This is a genomic window from Rhizobium sp. WSM409, assembly GCF_057653825.1.
The window spans coordinates 1,704,867-1,720,427 of record NZ_CM172794.1; the positions used below are offsets into that span (position 1 = coordinate 1,704,867).

Here is a 15,561-nt window from a genome sequence, read left to right on the forward strand (position 1 = left end):
GATGGTCGTCTCTTCGTCGAGAAGACCGTCGCCGGGTTAATGGACTTGAATGCGTCGCGTCAAGGTACGGTGCGTTCTGTTCTGCTCAAACAGGAATTTTTCATCCCCGTCCGGCCCTCGCGGGATTGTGATGAGCCGATTAATGCGGCAATTGTCGGGCCGTCACTGAAGAAGCTGAGCGAGAAACGATCTTGTTTTCCATATCGAAACGCAGCGAAGTTGAGCCTTTTCACGCCATGGACGTCCTGGCGGAGGCGACGAAGCGGCGCGCGAGCGGCCATCCCGTGATCTCGATGGCGGTCGGTCAGCCCTCGCATCCGGCACCTGAGGCGGCCCTCGAAGCGGCGCGCGCAGCCCTCGCCGAAGGCAGGATCGGCTATACCGATGCGTTGGGAACGGCGCGGCTGAAATCGGCGCTCGCCTGGCACTACAAGGATCGCCACGGCCTGGAGATCGATCCCAAGCGCATCGCCATCACCACCGGTTCCTCGGCCGGCTTTAATCTCGCCTTCCTGTCGCTTTTCGATGCCGGCGATGCGGTGGCGATCGCAAGACCGGGTTATCCCGCCTATCGCAATATCCTCGGCGCGCTGGGCTTGAAGGTTCTGGAAGTGCCTGTAACGGCCGAGACCCACTTCACCCTGACGCCGCAAAGCCTCGAAGCGGCGCAGAAGGAAAGCGGCATGACGCTGAAAGGCGTGCTGCTCGCAAGCCCGGCCAACCCGACCGGCACGTTGACCGGCCGCGAGGGTCTGAAGGCGCTTTCGGATTACTGCGCGGCCCATTCCATCGCCTTCATCTCCGATGAAATCTATCACGGGCTGACCTTCGCCGGCGAGGAGGCGAGCGCGCTGGAGCTGACCGACGAGGCGATCGTCATCAACTCCTTCTCCAAATATTATTGCATGACCGGCTGGCGAATCGGCTGGATGGTGCTTCCCGAGCGCTTGGTGCGGCCGATCGAGCGGGTGGCGCAGAGCCTCTATATCTCCCCGCCCGAGCTCTCCCAGATTGCCGCCACGGCCGCTCTGAGCGCCGGTGCCGAGCTCGATCGTTACAAGACCAGTTACGCCGCCAACCGCGATTTGCTGATGCGGCGCCTGCCGCAGATCGGGTTTTCGATCGCCTCGCCGATGGACGGCGCCTTCTACGCCTATCTCGACGTCACCCGCTTCACCAATGACAGCATGGGCTTCGCCAAACGCATGCTCGCGGAAATCGACGTCGCCGCCACGCCGGGTCTCGATTTCGATCCGCTGGAGGGAAATCGAACCTTGCGTCTGTCCTATGCGGGCTCGCAAGCGGAGATCGCCGAGGCGGTGGAGCGAATCGCGGCCTGGCTGAAATAGCGCTCGCGGCTGCTTACTCTCTTATCGCTCAGCTACGCGACGAAAACAGTGAGGCAAGCGTCGAAGACGGTTTGTTGTTCAGCCGCGGCACCACCACGAGCTGCTTGATGTCGCCGCGCTTGTAGGCGGCGAGGAAGCGGCGGTAATCCTTGAAGGAGACACAGCCGTTGGAATCGCCGTTCTTGCCGAGCATGTAGGTATGGGCGAGTAGGCCGACACGGTCATAGATGGCGTCGGAACCTTCGACCGGCGTTAGCCGCAATGCTTCGACGCCATGGAAAAGGCTCTCGCGCATGGTGAGGGCATAGGTGTGCGGCGGCGTCGGTCCACGCATCTTCTTGTTGGCGAAACGCGGGTTGTCGCGCATCTTGCCGAGCCCGGAATGGGCCTCGAGGCGCTCGCCGTTCGGCAGATAGACGGTGCTGTTTTCGATATCGTAGATCGCCACGCCTGCGCGCAGCTTCGGCGAGAAGACCGGCTTATCGTAGCGCGGCACTGCATCGTCCTCGTCATCTTCGATCGGCGAGTTCGGCTGGGCGTAGGCAAGTACAGGCTCGTCAGAGCGCTGCGAACCCTTGGAGGCCGGTGTCGGTTTGCCGATGAGGCCATCGGGACGTGCCATCGGCAGCGGCACCGAACCTTCATCCGGCGCCAGCACGAGATCGAAGGGGGGCGCGTCGTCCGCGGCGGCGACGACGTCAGGTGCGGGTGCCGAAGCGGGAATGGAGGCGGTTCTGAGAGGAGGTGTGGTTGGTTCGACCGGGGCCGGCGCGATTTGCCGGGATCCGGCATCGGCAAGCGCAAGCAGGGTCGGGAGTTCGGCTGCGGCGACCGCCTCCTTCGAGGGAACGATGATCCGGTCGCCGTCGTCTTCGTCCGTCTCTGCCGAGGCGAGCTCGACCGGCGCCGTCACGATGACATCGTCCTTGCGGAATTTGGCGCTGTCGGAGATCGCCGCCACGACCGGCTGTTCGGCAGCCATGGCGAGCCGATTGTTTTTGGCGAGAACCGCGAGCGCTGTCGCGGCGGCAGCGGTCTTTTCGGCATGGGATTGAATGAGGCTCGCCGTCAGCGGTACCTTCGGCTTCGCATCGAAGGCGGCCAGCCGGTCGGCCTTGCCGACATGGATCAGCCTCTCGTGACGCGGTGAAGGCGCCAGCTTCGGCGCAGTCGCCACCTGTGCCAGGCGATCCGGCGGAGAATAGGGAGCGGCTAACGAGTGCATCGTCGCGAAGGTCGCGATCAGCCATGTAGAGGTCAGAAATCCGGCGCCGACAACACCGTAAAGGAAACCGCGAGATCTGCGCCAACGGAAAGCAGATCCGCCAAGAAGGGTGACGTCATCGAACGTCCCGACCGCAAACGCCATACTACACTCGTCTTTCAAACTCGCTACGCAGGCCGGCGGCACTGACTGACTAAACTTCGCCGGGGGCCGGTACAGGCGCAAATGGGCCGAATTTAGACCACCCACGACGTCCGACTGTCTCGCAAGGATGACGAATTATGGTTTCTAATTTGTTTACGCGGCGTTGCAGTTTTTCACGACGTCTCAAAAAGATGCGTTGAGGCGTCTCAGGCGCGCTCCATCACATAACTTCCCGGCGCTTCCTCGATCGCGTTCAGCGCGTCGCCGCCGGGTTTGCGGGCCGGCACGCGTCTGCCGTCATGCGTCTCGATCCAGGCCTGCCAATGCGGCCACCATGATCCCGGGGTCTCCGTCGCCTGCTCGAGCCAGGTCTCGTAGTCCCCCTTGGCGGGGCCGCCGGTCCAGAATTGATACTTCTTCCTGTCGGGCGGGTTGACGACGCCGGCGATATGTCCCGAGCCGGTCACGACGAATTCCACCTTGCCGCCGAAGAATCGGCTGCCGAGGAAGACGGACTTGGCAGGTGCGATGTGATCCTCGCGGGTGGCGAGATTATAGATCGGGATTTTGACGTCCTTCAGTGACACGGACTTGCCGTCGAGGATCATCTCGTTCTGCGTCAGCGCATTGTTGAGATAGCAATTGCGCAGGTAGAAGGCATGGTTTGCCGCTGCCATGCGGGTCGAATCGGCGTTCCAGAACAACAGGTCGAAGGGCAGGGGATCCTGGCCCTTGAGGTAGTTGTTGACGAAATAAGGCCAGATCAGCTCGGAGGCGCGCAGCATGTTGAAGGCCATCGACATCTTCGTGCCGTCGAGATAGCCGGCCGCCCGCATATGCTCTTCGAGCGATTCAAGCTGCTCCTCGTCGACAAAGACCTTGAGGTCGCCGGCATGGGTGAAATCGACCTGGGTGGTGAAGAGTGTCGCAGTCTTGATGCGCTTGTTCTTCTCCTTGGCATGCAGCGCCAGTGTCGCGGCCAGCAGCGTACCGCCGACGCAGTAGCCGACGGCGTTGACATCCTTCTCGCCGGTCGCTTTCTCGATTGTATCAAGCGCGAAATCGATGCCTTCGCGGGCATAGGCCGTCCAGTCCTTTTCGGCGTGGCGCGCATCCGGGTTGACCCAGGAAATGACGAACACCGTCTGACCCTGGTCGACGCACCATTTGATGAAGGATTTTTGCGGGTTGAGGTCGAGAATATAGAACTTGTTGATCCAGGGCGGGCAGATCAGCAGCGGCCGCTTCAGCACCGTTTCAGTCGAAGCCTCGTACTGGATGATCTGGCAGATGTCGTTCTGGGCGATCACCTTGCCTGGTGTCAGCGCCATATCGCGGCCGACGGCGAATTTCGTCATGTCGGTCTGGCGAAGACGAAGATCGCCGTTTCCGGCAGCGATATCCTCGGCCAGCATCTTCATGCCGCGCACCAGATTGGCGCCGCTGGTCGCGATTGTCTCGCGGTAGAGTTGCGGATTGGTGGCGATGAAGTTGGTCGGCGAAAGCGCTGCCGTGATCTGCTTCACGTAGAAGCCGGCCTTGTGCTTGGTGTGTTCATCGAGGCCATCGGTTTCCGACACCATCTTTTCCACCCAGTCGGTGGTGAGGAAATAGACCTGGCGGAGAAAATCGAAGAACGGATTCTTCTGCCAGTCCTCGTCCGAGAAGCGCTTGTCCTTGCGGGTGTCCGGCTCGGCAGGCGTGGGATCGCCCTGCATTCGCTGCATCGAGCGCATCCAGAGGCCGAAGAACGAGGACATCAGCTGCGTCTGTGCCTCGAAGGTGCGGCGCGGATCGGAAATCCAGTATTCGGTGACCTTGGAAAGCGTCTTGACCATGTCGGTCATCGGATCGGCGGCGCTTTCGGTGATCTCGCCGCGTTCGCGCGGCGCAAGCCAGGCAGACGCTGCTTGTCCTAGATTTTCGAGCGCCCGAGCGAAATTCATCGCCATGGCCTCAGGATCCTTCAACAGATAGGGATCGAGATCGTTCGCGTCGAAGCCGGTCTTGCCGCCATTCTCCTGCTTGCTGTCGGTCACCATTTCCTCCGGCGGCAGCACCACTCTTTTTATCCATTCGTTGTACATCGTGATCGAACGAGAAAACAAGTTCCACCCGCATCGGCTCATGCTATTGCTTTGTGGCTGCGACAAATTTAACAGTCGAAGCAGTCAAAACTGGATTTTTGAGGCATGACGAAGAACGGCATTCGGCGCATCGCAACCTTCAACCGCACCGCACTGATCTGCGTCGCGGCGGCGATGGCTCTTGCCGGATGCAATCTGACGGCGGAACAAAAGGCCGCAGCCGCCGCCAAGCGAGCGGCGCCGACCGCCGTCGTCATGCCGGCCACTAAGGGCGAGGCGGCCGAGGGCGGCCTTGCTAAATACCCGGACGGCTATCCGAATTTCGGCGCGCCGCTGACCGCCGCCAATGTCCAGATGAGCGACGAGCAGGCGGCCGAACTGCAGCATCAGCTGACGGCACTTGCCGCCCGGCGCAAGGCCGGCACGATCTCGGAAGCAGATTATCAGGCCAAGGTCGCTGAAATGCGGCGTCTCGCCGCCGAGCACGGCACTGATACGCTGTCTGAAATCTCCAAATAGACCTTGCCTTTCAGGCAATTTGGACGCAAAGCCTTCGGCAAGGATCGGAAGACATAATTTTCCCGATAAAGCGCGTTACGCAGCCTTTCCGTCAAAGATTCGCCGCGTCGCTTGGGTCTGATGAATACGGCGTTGCGATTCTGAAGTTCGTGTCGCAGCCGCCGGGAGACGGAACGAACTTCGATTGCGGCCCGAAATGCCGCCTTTCCATGGGGAATGAGATGGAAGAGTTTCACAAAGTCCGGCGTTTGCCGCCTTATGTTTTCGAACAGGTCAACCGTTTGAAGGCAAGCGCGCGAGCGGGCGGCGCCGATATCATCGATCTCGGCATGGGAAACCCCGACCTTCCCACTCCCCAGTCGATCGTCGACAAGCTGTGCGAGGTCGTGCAGGATCCGCGCACGCACCGTTACTCCTCTTCCAAGGGCATTCCGGGGCTGCGCCGCGCCCAGGCCGCCTATTATGCCCGCCGTTTCGGCGTCAAGCTCAACCCGGATACCCAGGTGGTTGCCACCTTGGGCTCCAAGGAAGGCTTCGCCAACATGGCGCAGGCAATCACGGCGCCTGGCGACGTGATCCTCTGCCCGAATCCCACCTATCCGATCCACGCCTTCGGCTTCCTGATGGCGGGTGGCGTGATCCGTTCCATGTCGGTGGAGCCGGATGCGAGCTTCTTCGAACCGCTGGAACGCGCCGTCAAGCATTCGATCCCGAAGCCCTTGGCGCTGATCCTCAACTATCCCTCGAACCCGACGGCTTTTGTCGCGACGCTCGATTTCTACAAGGACGTCATCGCCTTTGCGAAAAAGCATGACATCATCGTGCTTTCCGATCTTGCCTATTCGGAAATCTACTTCGACGGCGCCCCGCCGCCGTCGGTTCTCGAAGTGCCGGGCGCTATGGACGTGACCGTCGAGTTCACCTCGATGTCGAAAACCTTCTCCATGCCCGGCTGGCGCATGGGCTTTGCCGTCGGCAACGAGCGACTGATCGCAGCGCTCACCCGCGTCAAGTCCTATCTCGACTACGGCGCCTTCACGCCGATCCAGGTGGCGGCAACGCACGCGCTGAACGGCGATGGTTCCGACATTGCGGAAGTCCGCAACGTCTATAAACGTCGCCGCGACGTCATGGTCGAAAGCTTCGGCAAGGCCGGGTTCGACGTGCCGCCGCCGGCTGCGACGATGTTCGCCTGGGCGAAGATCCCGGAAAAGTTCCGTCATCTCGGTTCGCTGGAATTCTCCAAGCTGCTGGTCGAGAAGGCCGACGTCGCCGTTGCCCCGGGCATCGGCTTCGGCGAAATGGGCGACGACTACGTCCGTCTGGCACTTGTCGAGAATGAACACCGCATCCGCCAGGCTGCGCGCAACATCAAGAAGTTCATGTCGACGGCAGACGAGACGATGCACAACGTCATCTCGCTGAACGCACACCGCTAATCCAACCGTTGGGCAGCCGCGTCATGCGGCTGCCGCCACACAGACATTTCAGGATCGATCCATGGCAGATGCCCTCAAAATCGGCATTGCGGGCTTGGGCACCGTTGGCGCCTCGCTTGTCCGCATCATTCAGCAGAAAAGCAACGAGCTTGCCGTCACCTGCGGGCGTCCGATCACCATCACCGCCGTTTCGGCACGTGACAAGGCGAGGGACCGCGGCATCGATCTTTCCGCTGTTACCTGGTTCGACCGGCCGGAAGAGCTTGCCGAAAAGGGCGATATCGACGTCTTCGTCGAGCTGATGGGCGGCGCCGAAGGGGCTGCCAACATCTCGGTGCGTACGGCACTCCAGCGTGGTCTCCATGTGGTGACAGCCAACAAGGCGCTGCTTGCCTATCACGGCGTCGAGCTTGCGACGATCGCCGAGGAGAAGGGGTCGCTGCTGAACTTCGAGGCGGCGGTCGCCGGCGGCATCCCGGTCATCAAGGCCCTGCGTGAATCGCTGACGGGCAATTCCGTCTCGCGCATCTATGGCATCATGAATGGCACCTGCAATTATATCCTGACCAAGATGGAGAAGGAGGGGCTTTCCTTCGCCGAATGCCTCAAGGAAGCGCAGCGGCTGGGTTATGCCGAGGCCGATCCGGCCTTCGATATCGAGGGCAACGACACGGCCCATAAGCTTTCCATCTTGACGACGCTCGCCTTCGGCAATCAGATCGCCGCCGACGACATCTATCTCGAAGGCATCACCAACATCTCGATCGAGGATATCCACGCCGCTGCCGAACTCGGTTATCGCATCAAGCTCTTGGGCGTTGCCCAGCGCACCGATACCGGCATCGAACAGCGCGTCCATCCCACAATGGTGCCGGTCGATTCGGTCATCGCCCAGGTCGACGGCGTTACCAATGCAGTGGCGATCGAATCCGACGTGCTCGGCGAACTGCTGATGGTCGGCCCTGGCGCCGGCGGCAACGCCACAGCCTCGTCGGTGCTTGGTGATATCGCCGATATCGCCAAGAGCCAGCCGGGCGCCCAGCGGGTGCCGGTGCTCGGCCATCCCGCAACCACACTGGAACCCTATCGCAAGGCGCAGATGCAGAGCCACGAGGGCGGCTATTTCATCCGCCTGACCGTGCTCGACCGCACCGGCGTCTTTGCCAGCGTCGCAACCCGCATGGCCGAAAACAACATCTCGCTGGAATCGATCGTCCAGCGCTCCAAGCAGCACCTGGCGCCATCGCATCACCAGACGATCATTCTCGTCACCCACGCGACGACGGAAGACTCGGTGCGCAAGGCAGTCGCTTCGATCAAGTCGGAAGGTTACCTCTTCGGCGAGCCGCAGGTGATTCGCATCGAGCGGCCCAAAGAGGAAGGCTGAGCTTTTTCCCGTCCCGGAGGACCGTTGAGCCGCCCTGTTCCTGCAGGGCAGTTTTTTCTGTTATCTATTCAACCTTCCCTTACGGAAGCCTATATTAACAGATACCGAAATATTGATATAACTAAACCTAAGATGGTGAGTCGTCTGGGTGGAGAATTTCATGAGTAAGGACAGCCACGCCGGGAAGGGGTATGGCTACCCGAGCGATGTGCCGCCGAACCCTCCTGATATGCCTGAGGAAATCCTCAAGCCGGCCTACCGTGAAATTCCTGAAGAGGTCTCTGATGAGGCTGAAGACGAGGAAAACACGGAAGGCCGTAACTGGGCCATTCTGCTGACGCTGTTTTCGTTCCTGCTGGTGCAGTTCGCCGGCATCGCCCTGATCGTCTGGGCGGTATTCTGGTAAAAACCCGTGTCTGCAAATCCATCGCTATGTTATCTCCGCTGCTCCTGTAGAAAGAGCAGATGAAGTCAGCGGAGTATGGCATGGCAGATCTCGTCGATCCGGTACAGCGCGCGTTTCTCGGCGTGGAGAAATCCGCGCTCGACAATCGCTGGGTCGCGCGGCTCGACCAGGCAGGGCAGAACCGCGCGCTGGCCATGTCGCAGATCCACGGACTGCCAGATCTGATCGCCCGGGTGCTGGCCGGGCGCGGCGTGACGGTAGACGAGGCGATCGAATTCCTCGACCCGACGATCCGCAGCCTGATGCCCGATCCCCATAAGCTGACCGATTGCGAAAAGGCCGCAAATCGCCTCCTGCGTGCCATCGAGCGCGGCGAGAGCGTCGCGATCTTCGGCGACTACGACGTCGACGGTGCAGCCTCCTCGGCGCTGATGTTTCGCTTTCTCAGCCATTTCGGCGTCAGGGCGACCATCTATATCCCCGACCGCGTCTTCGAAGGTTACGGCCCTAATCCGGCGGCGATCAACCAGTTGATCGATAACGGTGCTGAGCTGATCGTCACCGTCGATTGTGGCTCCACCAGCCACGAGGCGCTGGCCGCCGCTGCCGCGCGCAACATCGATGTCGTCGTCATCGATCACCACCAGGTGACACATGAGCTGCCGCCCTGCCATGCGCTGGTCAACCCGAACCGCGAGGACGACCTCTCGGGGCAGGGGCATCTTTGCGCCGCCGGCGTCGTCTTCATGGTGCTGGTCGCGACGCTCCGGCTGCTGCGCGCGGCCGGCAATAAGCGCATCCTGGCGATCGACCTGCTGCAGTGGCTGGATATCGTAGCACTTGCGACGGTCTGCGATGTCGTGCCGCTGAAGGGCCTTAACCGCGCCTATGTGGTGAAGGGGCTGGTCGCTGCCCGCCACCAGAGCAATGCCGGGCTGGCTGCACTCTTCCGCAAGGCGGGGCTCGCCGGCCCGGTGACACCCTATCATTTCGGCTTCCTGATCGGCCCGCGCATCAATGCCGGCGGGCGGATCGGCGACGCGGCACTCGGAAGCCGCCTGCTGACGCTCGACGACGCCGGAGAGGCTGATGTGATCGCGCAGCGCCTCGACGAGCTCAATCGAGAACGCCAGGCGATGGAGGCGATCATGCTGCAGGAGGCCGAAGCCGAGGCGCTTGCCGAATATGGCGACGGCGAGGGTGCCTCCGTCATCGTCACCGCCCATGAGAAATGGCATCCCGGCATCGTCGGGCTGATCGCGGCGCGGCTGAAGGAAAAATTCAAACGGCCCGCTTTCGCGATCGCCTTCGATCCCTCCGGCCGCGGCACCGGCTCGGGCCGCTCGATCAACGGCTTCGACATGGGCAGGATGGTCCGGGCTGCGGTTGACGAGGGTCTGCTCGTCAAAGGCGGCGGCCACGCCATGGCCGCGGGCCTGACGGTTGAGCGCACCGATCTCGGCAGGCTGAGGACCTTCTTCACCGAGAAGGCCGAGAGGACGGTGGCCAGCCTCGTCGCCAACGAAACGCTGAAGATCGACGGCGCGATCGGCGCAAGCGGCGCCACCCTCGAACTCATCGACCGCCTGGAGGCCGCCGGCCCCTATGGCTCCGGTCACGCACAGCCGCTCTTTGCCATACCGGCGCATCGCCTGCGCGACGCCCGCCTGGTCGGCGAGAAACATGTGAAGGTGACGCTGGAGGCCATGGACGGATCGCGACTCGACGGCATCGCCTTCCGCGCCGCCGATACGCCGCTTGGCAATCTTCTCATCAATTCACGCGGCGCCAACCTGCATGTCGCCGGTTCGCTCGGTGCCGATCATTACCAGGGCGCACGCCGCATCCAGCTGCGCGTCTGCGATGCAGCGCCGGCGAAATAGAGCAGTCGCGCAAGAGCGCTGACGATGTGGAGTGTCAAGGGAGAGAAAGTGGTACGCCCTAGGGGAGTCGAACCCCTCTTCCCAGAATGAAAATCTGGTGTCCTAACCGATAGACGAAGGGCGCTTCCTTCGTGGTGGCGCCCTTATAGTCAGCGCCTTCGAAGGCCGCAAGCGCCAAGGCGCGAAAAAATCATCGTTTTCGCCGATTTATTTTGGCTGTGGAAAAATGAGGCGCAAGCTGCGGCGGAGCGGAGACAAATCAAACCGGCGGGCTAGGATGGGCAGCGTCGCGCGAACCGAAGGGTTCTCCTCGAGGGGACTGACAGGGCCGGCCGACGTCGATCGAATGACGACGGCCTATCAACAGGATGGTACGCCCTAGGGGAGTCGAACCCCTCTTTACAGAATGAGAATCTGTCGTCCTAACCGATAGACGAAGGGCGCAGGTAGCTTCGTTAAAATAGGAGCGCGCGCCGGCTTCTGCAAGCGGAAGTGATGGCTTCTATATGGAGAGAAAGTGGTACGCCCTAGGGGAGTCGAACCCCTCTTCCCAGAATGAAAATCTGGTGTCCTAACCGATAGACGAAGGGCGCTTCCTTCGTGGTGGCGCCCTTATAGTCAGGCGTTTTGAATCCCGCAAGCGGAATTGCGGTTTTCCTTCAAAAAAATGACAGGAAATCCGAGTGCATTCGAGAAGCCGATTATTGAAGCTGAATCAATAGGCTGCCGGTTGTTTCTTTAACGCGACGAGGCGGCGCTGCCGTAACGTGATGCGAAAATCGCGCGGCCGTCAGGCGGCCGTCAGATCGCTCTTGCCGTCGTGATCGGCGCCCGTTTGCCGCCGCAGCCCCAGTTCCAGTCACGGGTTTTGCCGGTATCGAGGTGAACCGAATCCGTGTGGCAGTAGGTGCCGACGCCGCCGCGGTCCGGCAACGAGCGGATATAGGCGGCGATGTCCCATTTCGTCACGCCGTCGATCTGGATGTCGGCGGCCTCGCAGCTCTTGTGCATCGATTCGTCGGCGCCGCCGGCGAGGCGGTTGTGCTCTTCGTCGCGATAGCCGGAAGTGACGATGACAGGCCGGCCGAAATGGCTTTCGACCGTCTTGATCACTTTCAGCAGGTCGGGCTTGAAGCAGCCGACCTCGACCTTGTCGTTCTGGAGATGCAGCCTGTTCGGCGCGATGCGCGTCATGCCGGGCAGGGCCGCCTTGTGCAGCAGGCCGGAAAGGCTGCCAAGCAGGTTCTGCTTCGGCGCACTGTAGAGCGCGTTCATCGTCGAGGTGGGAATGCTGCCCGTCGCCAACGACGCTGTCTGCACGGGCGCAAGCTGCGTGCTGCTATTCTGTGAGGATTGCTGCGGCAGCACCGGCTCCGCCGGCTGCTGGGGCACGGGCGGCTGGCTGTAGACGCTGCTTCGCGACGGTGCTGCACCTTCCACCGGCACATAGGCCTGCGGCTGAATGATGGTGGACGTGCTGTTGTTCTGCGGCGCCGGCTGGTGATCGGAAAAGATGCTCATCGCCTGCGCGTTGATCCGGGTCGACTGCAGGACGAGCCCGCCGATATTGGCGGGCGCCGCCGTTGCCGAACCGGCGGGCGGGACGGCTGCATTCGGATCTGGTGCTACGACCTGAGGCGCGCCTTGGGCGCCGGAGACGTTGACCAGCCGGGGATCGCTATAGACCGAACGTGGGGCAGGGCTTGCAGGCGCTGCCGTGGCGAGCTGCGGTGCTGCTGCGGCTTGCACCGCCGGAACCGCCGCCGCCGAATCGAGCGCCTTCTTGTCCGACGCGCAGCCGGACAGCGCCAGCACCGAGGTGGCGATCAGCAAAGCGCCCGTCACGGGCATCCGCATCTGCATGTTAAGCAAGCGACAGTCTCCAGTTGATGCGGAAAATCGGCGAAAAACGCTTCTCTTCCGCTTCGAGTCGCCAGGAGATTGCCTGCGGCGTCGGATCGCGGCAAGCGCCGAGGCGCCGGCCGGACCCGAAATCGAAAAAGCCGCAAGCCTCGCAAAAGCCTTGCGACGAAAACCCTTACCAGGCGCCGGTATTGCCCATCGAGGCCCAGGGCTCAGCGGCCGGAAGCGGGCTGCCTTTCTGCAGGATTTCGATCGAGATGCCATCGGGCGAGCGCACGAAGGCCATGTTGCCGTCGCGCGGCGGCCGGTTGATGGTGATGCCGTTGTCCATCAGATTCTGGCAGGTGGCGTAAATATCGTCGACCTCATAAGCGAGGTGGCCGAAATTGCGACCTCCGCTATAATCTTCCGTGTCCCAATTGTAGGTAAGCTCGAGGCAGGGGGCTTTTTCGCTGCGCGCACGGTCGAGATCGTCGCGAGCAGCCAGGAAAACCAGGGTGAAGCGGCCCTTCTCGTTTTCGTGGCGGCGAATCTCCTCCAGCCCGAACAGCGTGGTGTAAAAGGTGAGGGAGGCGTCGAGGTCTTTGACGCGAACCATTGTATGAAGATAACGCATTCTATTTACTCCTTTATTGGGGCTAGCTTTTTTCGGCGAGCCGAGGTCAGCTTCGGGCAAGTCATCTTTATAAAATGTGCACCTGGGAATAACCGAAAACTAGGACTTGCGCTTATCCGTTACCAAGATGTTAATCTTGATTTCAAGAATCAGTTAACCGTAACAGTGTGACGCGTATTCGAGGGGCTGGCGACAATGGCTGACAGGATTTCATCGAACGAATACTCCGACCTCGACGAGCTATCAGGAGAGGCGGTCGATCTTGTTGAAATCACCGGCGTCGTCAAGTGGTTCGACGTCGCCAAGGGTTTCGGCTTCATCGTGCCCGACAACGGCATGCAGGATGTTCTCCTGCACGTGACCTGCCTGCGCCGCGACGGTTACCAGACGATCCTCGAGGGAACGCGCATCGTCGCCCTCATCCAGCGCCGCGAGCGCGGCTATCAGGCTTTCAAGATCCTCTCGATGGACCAGTCGACCGCGGTTCATCCCTCGCAGCTGCCGCCGGTGCGCACCCATGTGCAGGTCACCGCGACGAGCGGGCTCGAGCGTGCGCTGGTCAAGTGGTTCAACCGCACCAAGGGCTTCGGCTTCCTGACGCGTGGCGAGGGCACCGAAGATATCTTCGTGCACATGGAAACGCTCCGCCGCTTCGGCCTGACGGAACTGCGCCCCGGTCAGGTGGTGCTCGTCCGCTTCGGCGACGGCGAAAAGGGCCTGATGGCCGCAGAGATCCATCCCGACGTTCCGAGCCCGGCAAGCCGGTCGCACTGAACATGCGCGGCCTAATCCTATTTGATGCCATCAGAAGCGCCATCCTGGCGCTTTTTTTCATGGTCGCGCTGCCGGCGTTCGCTGACGAGCAGATGCGGTTCGACAAGGAGCCGCTGCTGATCCAGACCGCTGCGGGCAAGGTGCTGCATTTCACCGTCGAGATCGCCTCGACCCCGGACCAACGCGCCCGCGGACTAATGTTTCGCAAGGTGATGGCCGACGATGCCGGCATGATCTTCGATTTCGACGAGCCGCGGCGCGTCACCATGTGGATGGAAAACACCATCCTGCCGCTCGACATGCTTTTTGCCGACGACACCGGCACGATTCGCCACATCAAGGAAAAGGCAGTGCCCTATTCGCGCGACATCATCGATTCGATGGTTGCGGTGAAATACGTCGTTGAACTCAATGCCGGCATCGTCGCCAAACTGGGAATCAAGCCTGGCGACAGGATCGTCAGCGCTACGACGACCAAGAAGGCGAAGTGACGGCGCATGCGAGCCGCGATGCGGCTGTCAAGGAATTCAACAATATCGGGATATTTGAATGGTCGGAGTGGAGAGATTCGAACTCCCGACCCTCTGGTCCCAAACCAGATGCGCTACCAGGCTGCGCTACACTCCGTGCCGTGAATGGCAGGGGAGATACACGGTTCACCTCCCCGTCGCAACCCATAAATCCAGCACAGGCTGGAGATTTTCTCGCCAGCCTGTGGATGCAGTTAGAATAATCTCGGATGTGCCGTCAATTTGCCGGCGAGGCGCAATGGGCGTCGGGACGGATCGGCCTTAGCCGCGGGCGAGCAGGCCGATATATTGGGCGTAGCTGATGGCAAGGTAGAAGAAAGCTGTGATGCCAGCACCTATCACAATGGCATTGAACTCCGCCGAACGTCTCATCATGCGTGCAAATCCACTGAAATCGATTGAGCCGTAAACTAGTGCCGAGGGAAGGCAGCGGCAATCAGGTTGTGATCACAAGGTGAGACAAGCGGTAATATTGCGAAATCCGGCCGGCAATCCCCGGATTTGAAGGGGAGGCGGGGCCGGCATCCCCTCGACATGCAAACGGAGTCGGCAGCGGCGTCGTTCACCGCCTTTTTTCTTGAAAAAGCGGGGATTCGCGGCTAAGCAAAATTCATCTCTTTGCGTTATCCTCAGCGATGATGCAAAAGGTCCGGTACGGGCCGGCAACGGGATTGAGATCATGAAAGGCGGGCGCTGCCCGCATAGTCGGAGACGCTGCAGTCATGTCTGCCAAGATCTATCGTCCAGCCAAGACCGCCATGCAGTCCGGCAAGGCCAAGACCCATCTTTGGGTGCTTGAATACGATCAGGAGTCGGCGCGCAAGATCGATCCGATCATGGGCTATACCTCGTCGGGCGATATGCGCCAGCAGGTGAAGCTCACCTTCGAAACGCAGGAACTCGCCGAAGCCTATGCCCAGCGCAACGGCATCGAATACCGCGTCATCGCACCGAAGGATCCGGTCCGCCAGGTTGTCGCCTATCCCGACAATTTCCGCTATACCCGCACGCAGCCCTGGACGCACTGAGATTTCTCGTCCAGATATGCCGCATCCGGTCGCGCTCGTGAGACGCGGCCAACAGACGGCCCCTTAGCTCAGCTGGATAGAGCACCTGCCTTCTAAGCAGGTTGTCGCAGGTTCGATTCCTGCAGGGGTCGCCACAAATCCAATGACTTGAAGCCGCCGCGTGACCAGCCCGAAGGGGCCCGGTCACTCGGCGCTCACATTGACCGCCGTCCGGCCAATCCCGCGTACGGCGGCCGGACGGGCGTCCCTAAAGCGCGTCGCGATCTTTCGCTCCTCGCGCTTTAGGTCTCTGTTTTCGCGCATGTCGTTGT

The 15,561-nt window shown here is 61.2% G+C and carries 13 protein-coding genes and 5 tRNA genes; 10 read left to right on the forward strand and 8 right to left on the reverse strand.

The genetic code is table 11. The annotated features are described in order from the left end of the window. The first annotated feature begins 191 nt into the window (after positions 1-191). Complete coding sequence (locus AC25BC_RS08625) at positions 192-1,349, forward strand: pyridoxal phosphate-dependent aminotransferase (RefSeq protein WP_012757280.1); 1,158 nt, start codon at positions 192-194, stop codon at positions 1,347-1,349. 28 nt (positions 1,350-1,377) lie between these two features. Here AC25BC_RS08625 and AC25BC_RS08630 read toward each other — a convergent pair whose 3' ends face one another. Together AC25BC_RS08630 and AC25BC_RS08635 are read right to left on the reverse strand one after the other, a co-directional pair. Next, a complete protein-coding gene (locus tag AC25BC_RS08630) occupies positions 1,378-2,718 on the reverse strand; it encodes a DUF2778 domain-containing protein (protein ID WP_012757281.1) in 1,341 nt (446 codons plus the stop codon). Between the two features lie 206 nt (positions 2,719-2,924). Then, entirely contained in the window at positions 2,925-4,760 is a 1,836-nt protein-coding gene (locus AC25BC_RS08635; protein WP_221963039.1) for a PHA/PHB synthase family protein, read from the reverse strand. 150 nt (positions 4,761-4,910) lie between these two features. Between AC25BC_RS08635 and AC25BC_RS08640 the strand changes: the two genes are divergently transcribed. From AC25BC_RS08640 to recJ, 5 genes are all read left to right on the forward strand, one after another. Further along, positions 4,911-5,324 carry a hypothetical protein gene (locus AC25BC_RS08640; protein WP_012757283.1) on the forward strand — a complete coding sequence of 138 codons (414 nt, stop codon included), beginning with the start codon at positions 4,911-4,913 and terminating at the stop codon, positions 5,322-5,324. 221 nt (positions 5,325-5,545) lie between these two features. Then, a complete protein-coding gene (locus AC25BC_RS08645) occupies positions 5,546-6,763 on the forward strand; it encodes an LL-diaminopimelate aminotransferase (protein WP_003558982.1) in 1,218 nt (405 codons plus the stop codon). 61 nt (positions 6,764-6,824) lie between these two features. Next, positions 6,825-8,150 carry a homoserine dehydrogenase gene (locus tag AC25BC_RS08650; protein ID WP_012757284.1) on the forward strand — a complete coding sequence of 442 codons (1,326 nt, stop codon included), beginning with the start codon at positions 6,825-6,827 and terminating at the stop codon, positions 8,148-8,150. A gap of 160 nt (positions 8,151-8,310) precedes the next feature. Then, positions 8,311-8,556, forward strand: a complete 246-nt coding sequence (locus AC25BC_RS08655; RefSeq protein WP_012757285.1) for a hypothetical protein — start codon at positions 8,311-8,313, stop codon at positions 8,554-8,556. Positions 8,557-8,636: 80 nt separating this feature from the next. Then, the gene (gene recJ, locus AC25BC_RS08660; RefSeq protein ID WP_012757286.1) at positions 8,637-10,439 is read left to right on the forward strand and encodes a single-stranded-DNA-specific exonuclease RecJ; all 1,803 of its coding nucleotides are present in this window, start codon (positions 8,637-8,639) and stop codon (positions 10,437-10,439) included. A 49-nt stretch (positions 10,440-10,488) separates the two neighbouring features. Here recJ and AC25BC_RS08665 read toward each other — a convergent pair. The 5 genes from AC25BC_RS08665 to gloA form a co-directional block, all read right to left on the reverse strand. After that, positions 10,489-10,563, reverse strand: a tRNA-Glu gene (locus tag AC25BC_RS08665). Positions 10,564-10,808: 245 nt separating this feature from the next. Beyond that, a tRNA-Glu gene (locus tag AC25BC_RS08670) sits at positions 10,809-10,883 on the reverse strand. A 74-nt stretch (positions 10,884-10,957) separates the two neighbouring features. Beyond that, positions 10,958-11,032 (reverse strand) — tRNA-Glu (locus AC25BC_RS08675). 208 nt (positions 11,033-11,240) lie between these two features. After that, the gene (locus AC25BC_RS08680) at positions 11,241-12,311 is read right to left on the reverse strand and encodes a YcbK family protein (protein WP_012757287.1); all 1,071 of its coding nucleotides are present in this window, start codon (positions 12,309-12,311) and stop codon (positions 11,241-11,243) included. A gap of 166 nt (positions 12,312-12,477) precedes the next feature. Then, entirely contained in the window at positions 12,478-12,918 is a 441-nt protein-coding gene (gloA, locus tag AC25BC_RS08685) for a lactoylglutathione lyase (protein ID WP_012757288.1), read from the reverse strand. Between the two features lie 195 nt (positions 12,919-13,113). Here gloA and AC25BC_RS08690 point away from each other — a divergent pair, with 195 nt between their 5' ends. After that, positions 13,114-13,692: a cold-shock protein gene (locus AC25BC_RS08690; protein ID WP_012757289.1), complete on the forward strand. Its 579-nt coding sequence runs from the start codon at positions 13,114-13,116 to the stop codon at positions 13,690-13,692. A 2-nt stretch (positions 13,693-13,694) separates the two neighbouring features. Further along, positions 13,695-14,183, forward strand: a complete 489-nt coding sequence (locus AC25BC_RS08695; RefSeq protein ID WP_012757290.1) for a DUF192 domain-containing protein — start codon at positions 13,695-13,697, stop codon at positions 14,181-14,183. A 59-nt stretch (positions 14,184-14,242) separates the two neighbouring features. On the opposite strand, the gene AC25BC_RS08700 is transcribed toward AC25BC_RS08695, so the two are convergent. Beyond that, positions 14,243-14,319: transfer RNA gene (locus tag AC25BC_RS08700), tRNA-Pro, on the reverse strand. 625 nt (positions 14,320-14,944) lie between these two features. Here AC25BC_RS08700 and AC25BC_RS08705 point away from each other — a divergent pair. Beyond that, positions 14,945-15,250 (forward strand): ETC complex I subunit, encoded by a 306-nt coding sequence (locus AC25BC_RS08705; protein ID WP_003539138.1) that lies wholly within the window; start codon positions 14,945-14,947, stop codon positions 15,248-15,250. Between the two features lie 57 nt (positions 15,251-15,307). Next, positions 15,308-15,384, forward strand: a tRNA-Arg gene (locus AC25BC_RS08710). Positions 15,385-15,561: the final 177 nt, after the last annotated feature.

What these genes read in the sequence shown, in the direction of transcription:
- AC25BC_RS08630 (WP_012757281.1), bottom strand. Translation starts at nt 2,718, where the DNA reads ATGGCGTTTGCGGTCGGGACGTTCGATGACGTCACCCTTCTTGGCGGA.
- AC25BC_RS08635 (WP_221963039.1), bottom strand. Translation starts at nt 4,760, where the DNA reads ATGGTGACCGACAGCAAGCAGGAGAATGGCGGCAAGACCGGCTTCGAC.
- AC25BC_RS08640 (WP_012757283.1), top strand. Translation starts at nt 4,911, where the DNA reads ATGACGAAGAACGGCATTCGGCGCATCGCAACCTTCAACCGCACCGCA.
- AC25BC_RS08645 (WP_003558982.1), top strand. Translation starts at nt 5,546, where the DNA reads ATGGAAGAGTTTCACAAAGTCCGGCGTTTGCCGCCTTATGTTTTCGAA.
- AC25BC_RS08650 (WP_012757284.1), top strand. Translation starts at nt 6,825, where the DNA reads ATGGCAGATGCCCTCAAAATCGGCATTGCGGGCTTGGGCACCGTTGGC.
- AC25BC_RS08655 (WP_012757285.1), top strand. Translation starts at nt 8,311, where the DNA reads ATGAGTAAGGACAGCCACGCCGGGAAGGGGTATGGCTACCCGAGCGAT.
- recJ (WP_012757286.1), top strand. Translation starts at nt 8,637, where the DNA reads ATGGCAGATCTCGTCGATCCGGTACAGCGCGCGTTTCTCGGCGTGGAG.
- gloA (WP_012757288.1), bottom strand. Translation starts at nt 12,918, where the DNA reads ATGCGTTATCTTCATACAATGGTTCGCGTCAAAGACCTCGACGCCTCC.
- AC25BC_RS08690 (WP_012757289.1), top strand. Translation starts at nt 13,114, where the DNA reads ATGGCTGACAGGATTTCATCGAACGAATACTCCGACCTCGACGAGCTA.
- AC25BC_RS08695 (WP_012757290.1), top strand. Translation starts at nt 13,695, where the DNA reads ATGCGCGGCCTAATCCTATTTGATGCCATCAGAAGCGCCATCCTGGCG.
- AC25BC_RS08705 (WP_003539138.1), top strand. Translation starts at nt 14,945, where the DNA reads ATGTCTGCCAAGATCTATCGTCCAGCCAAGACCGCCATGCAGTCCGGC.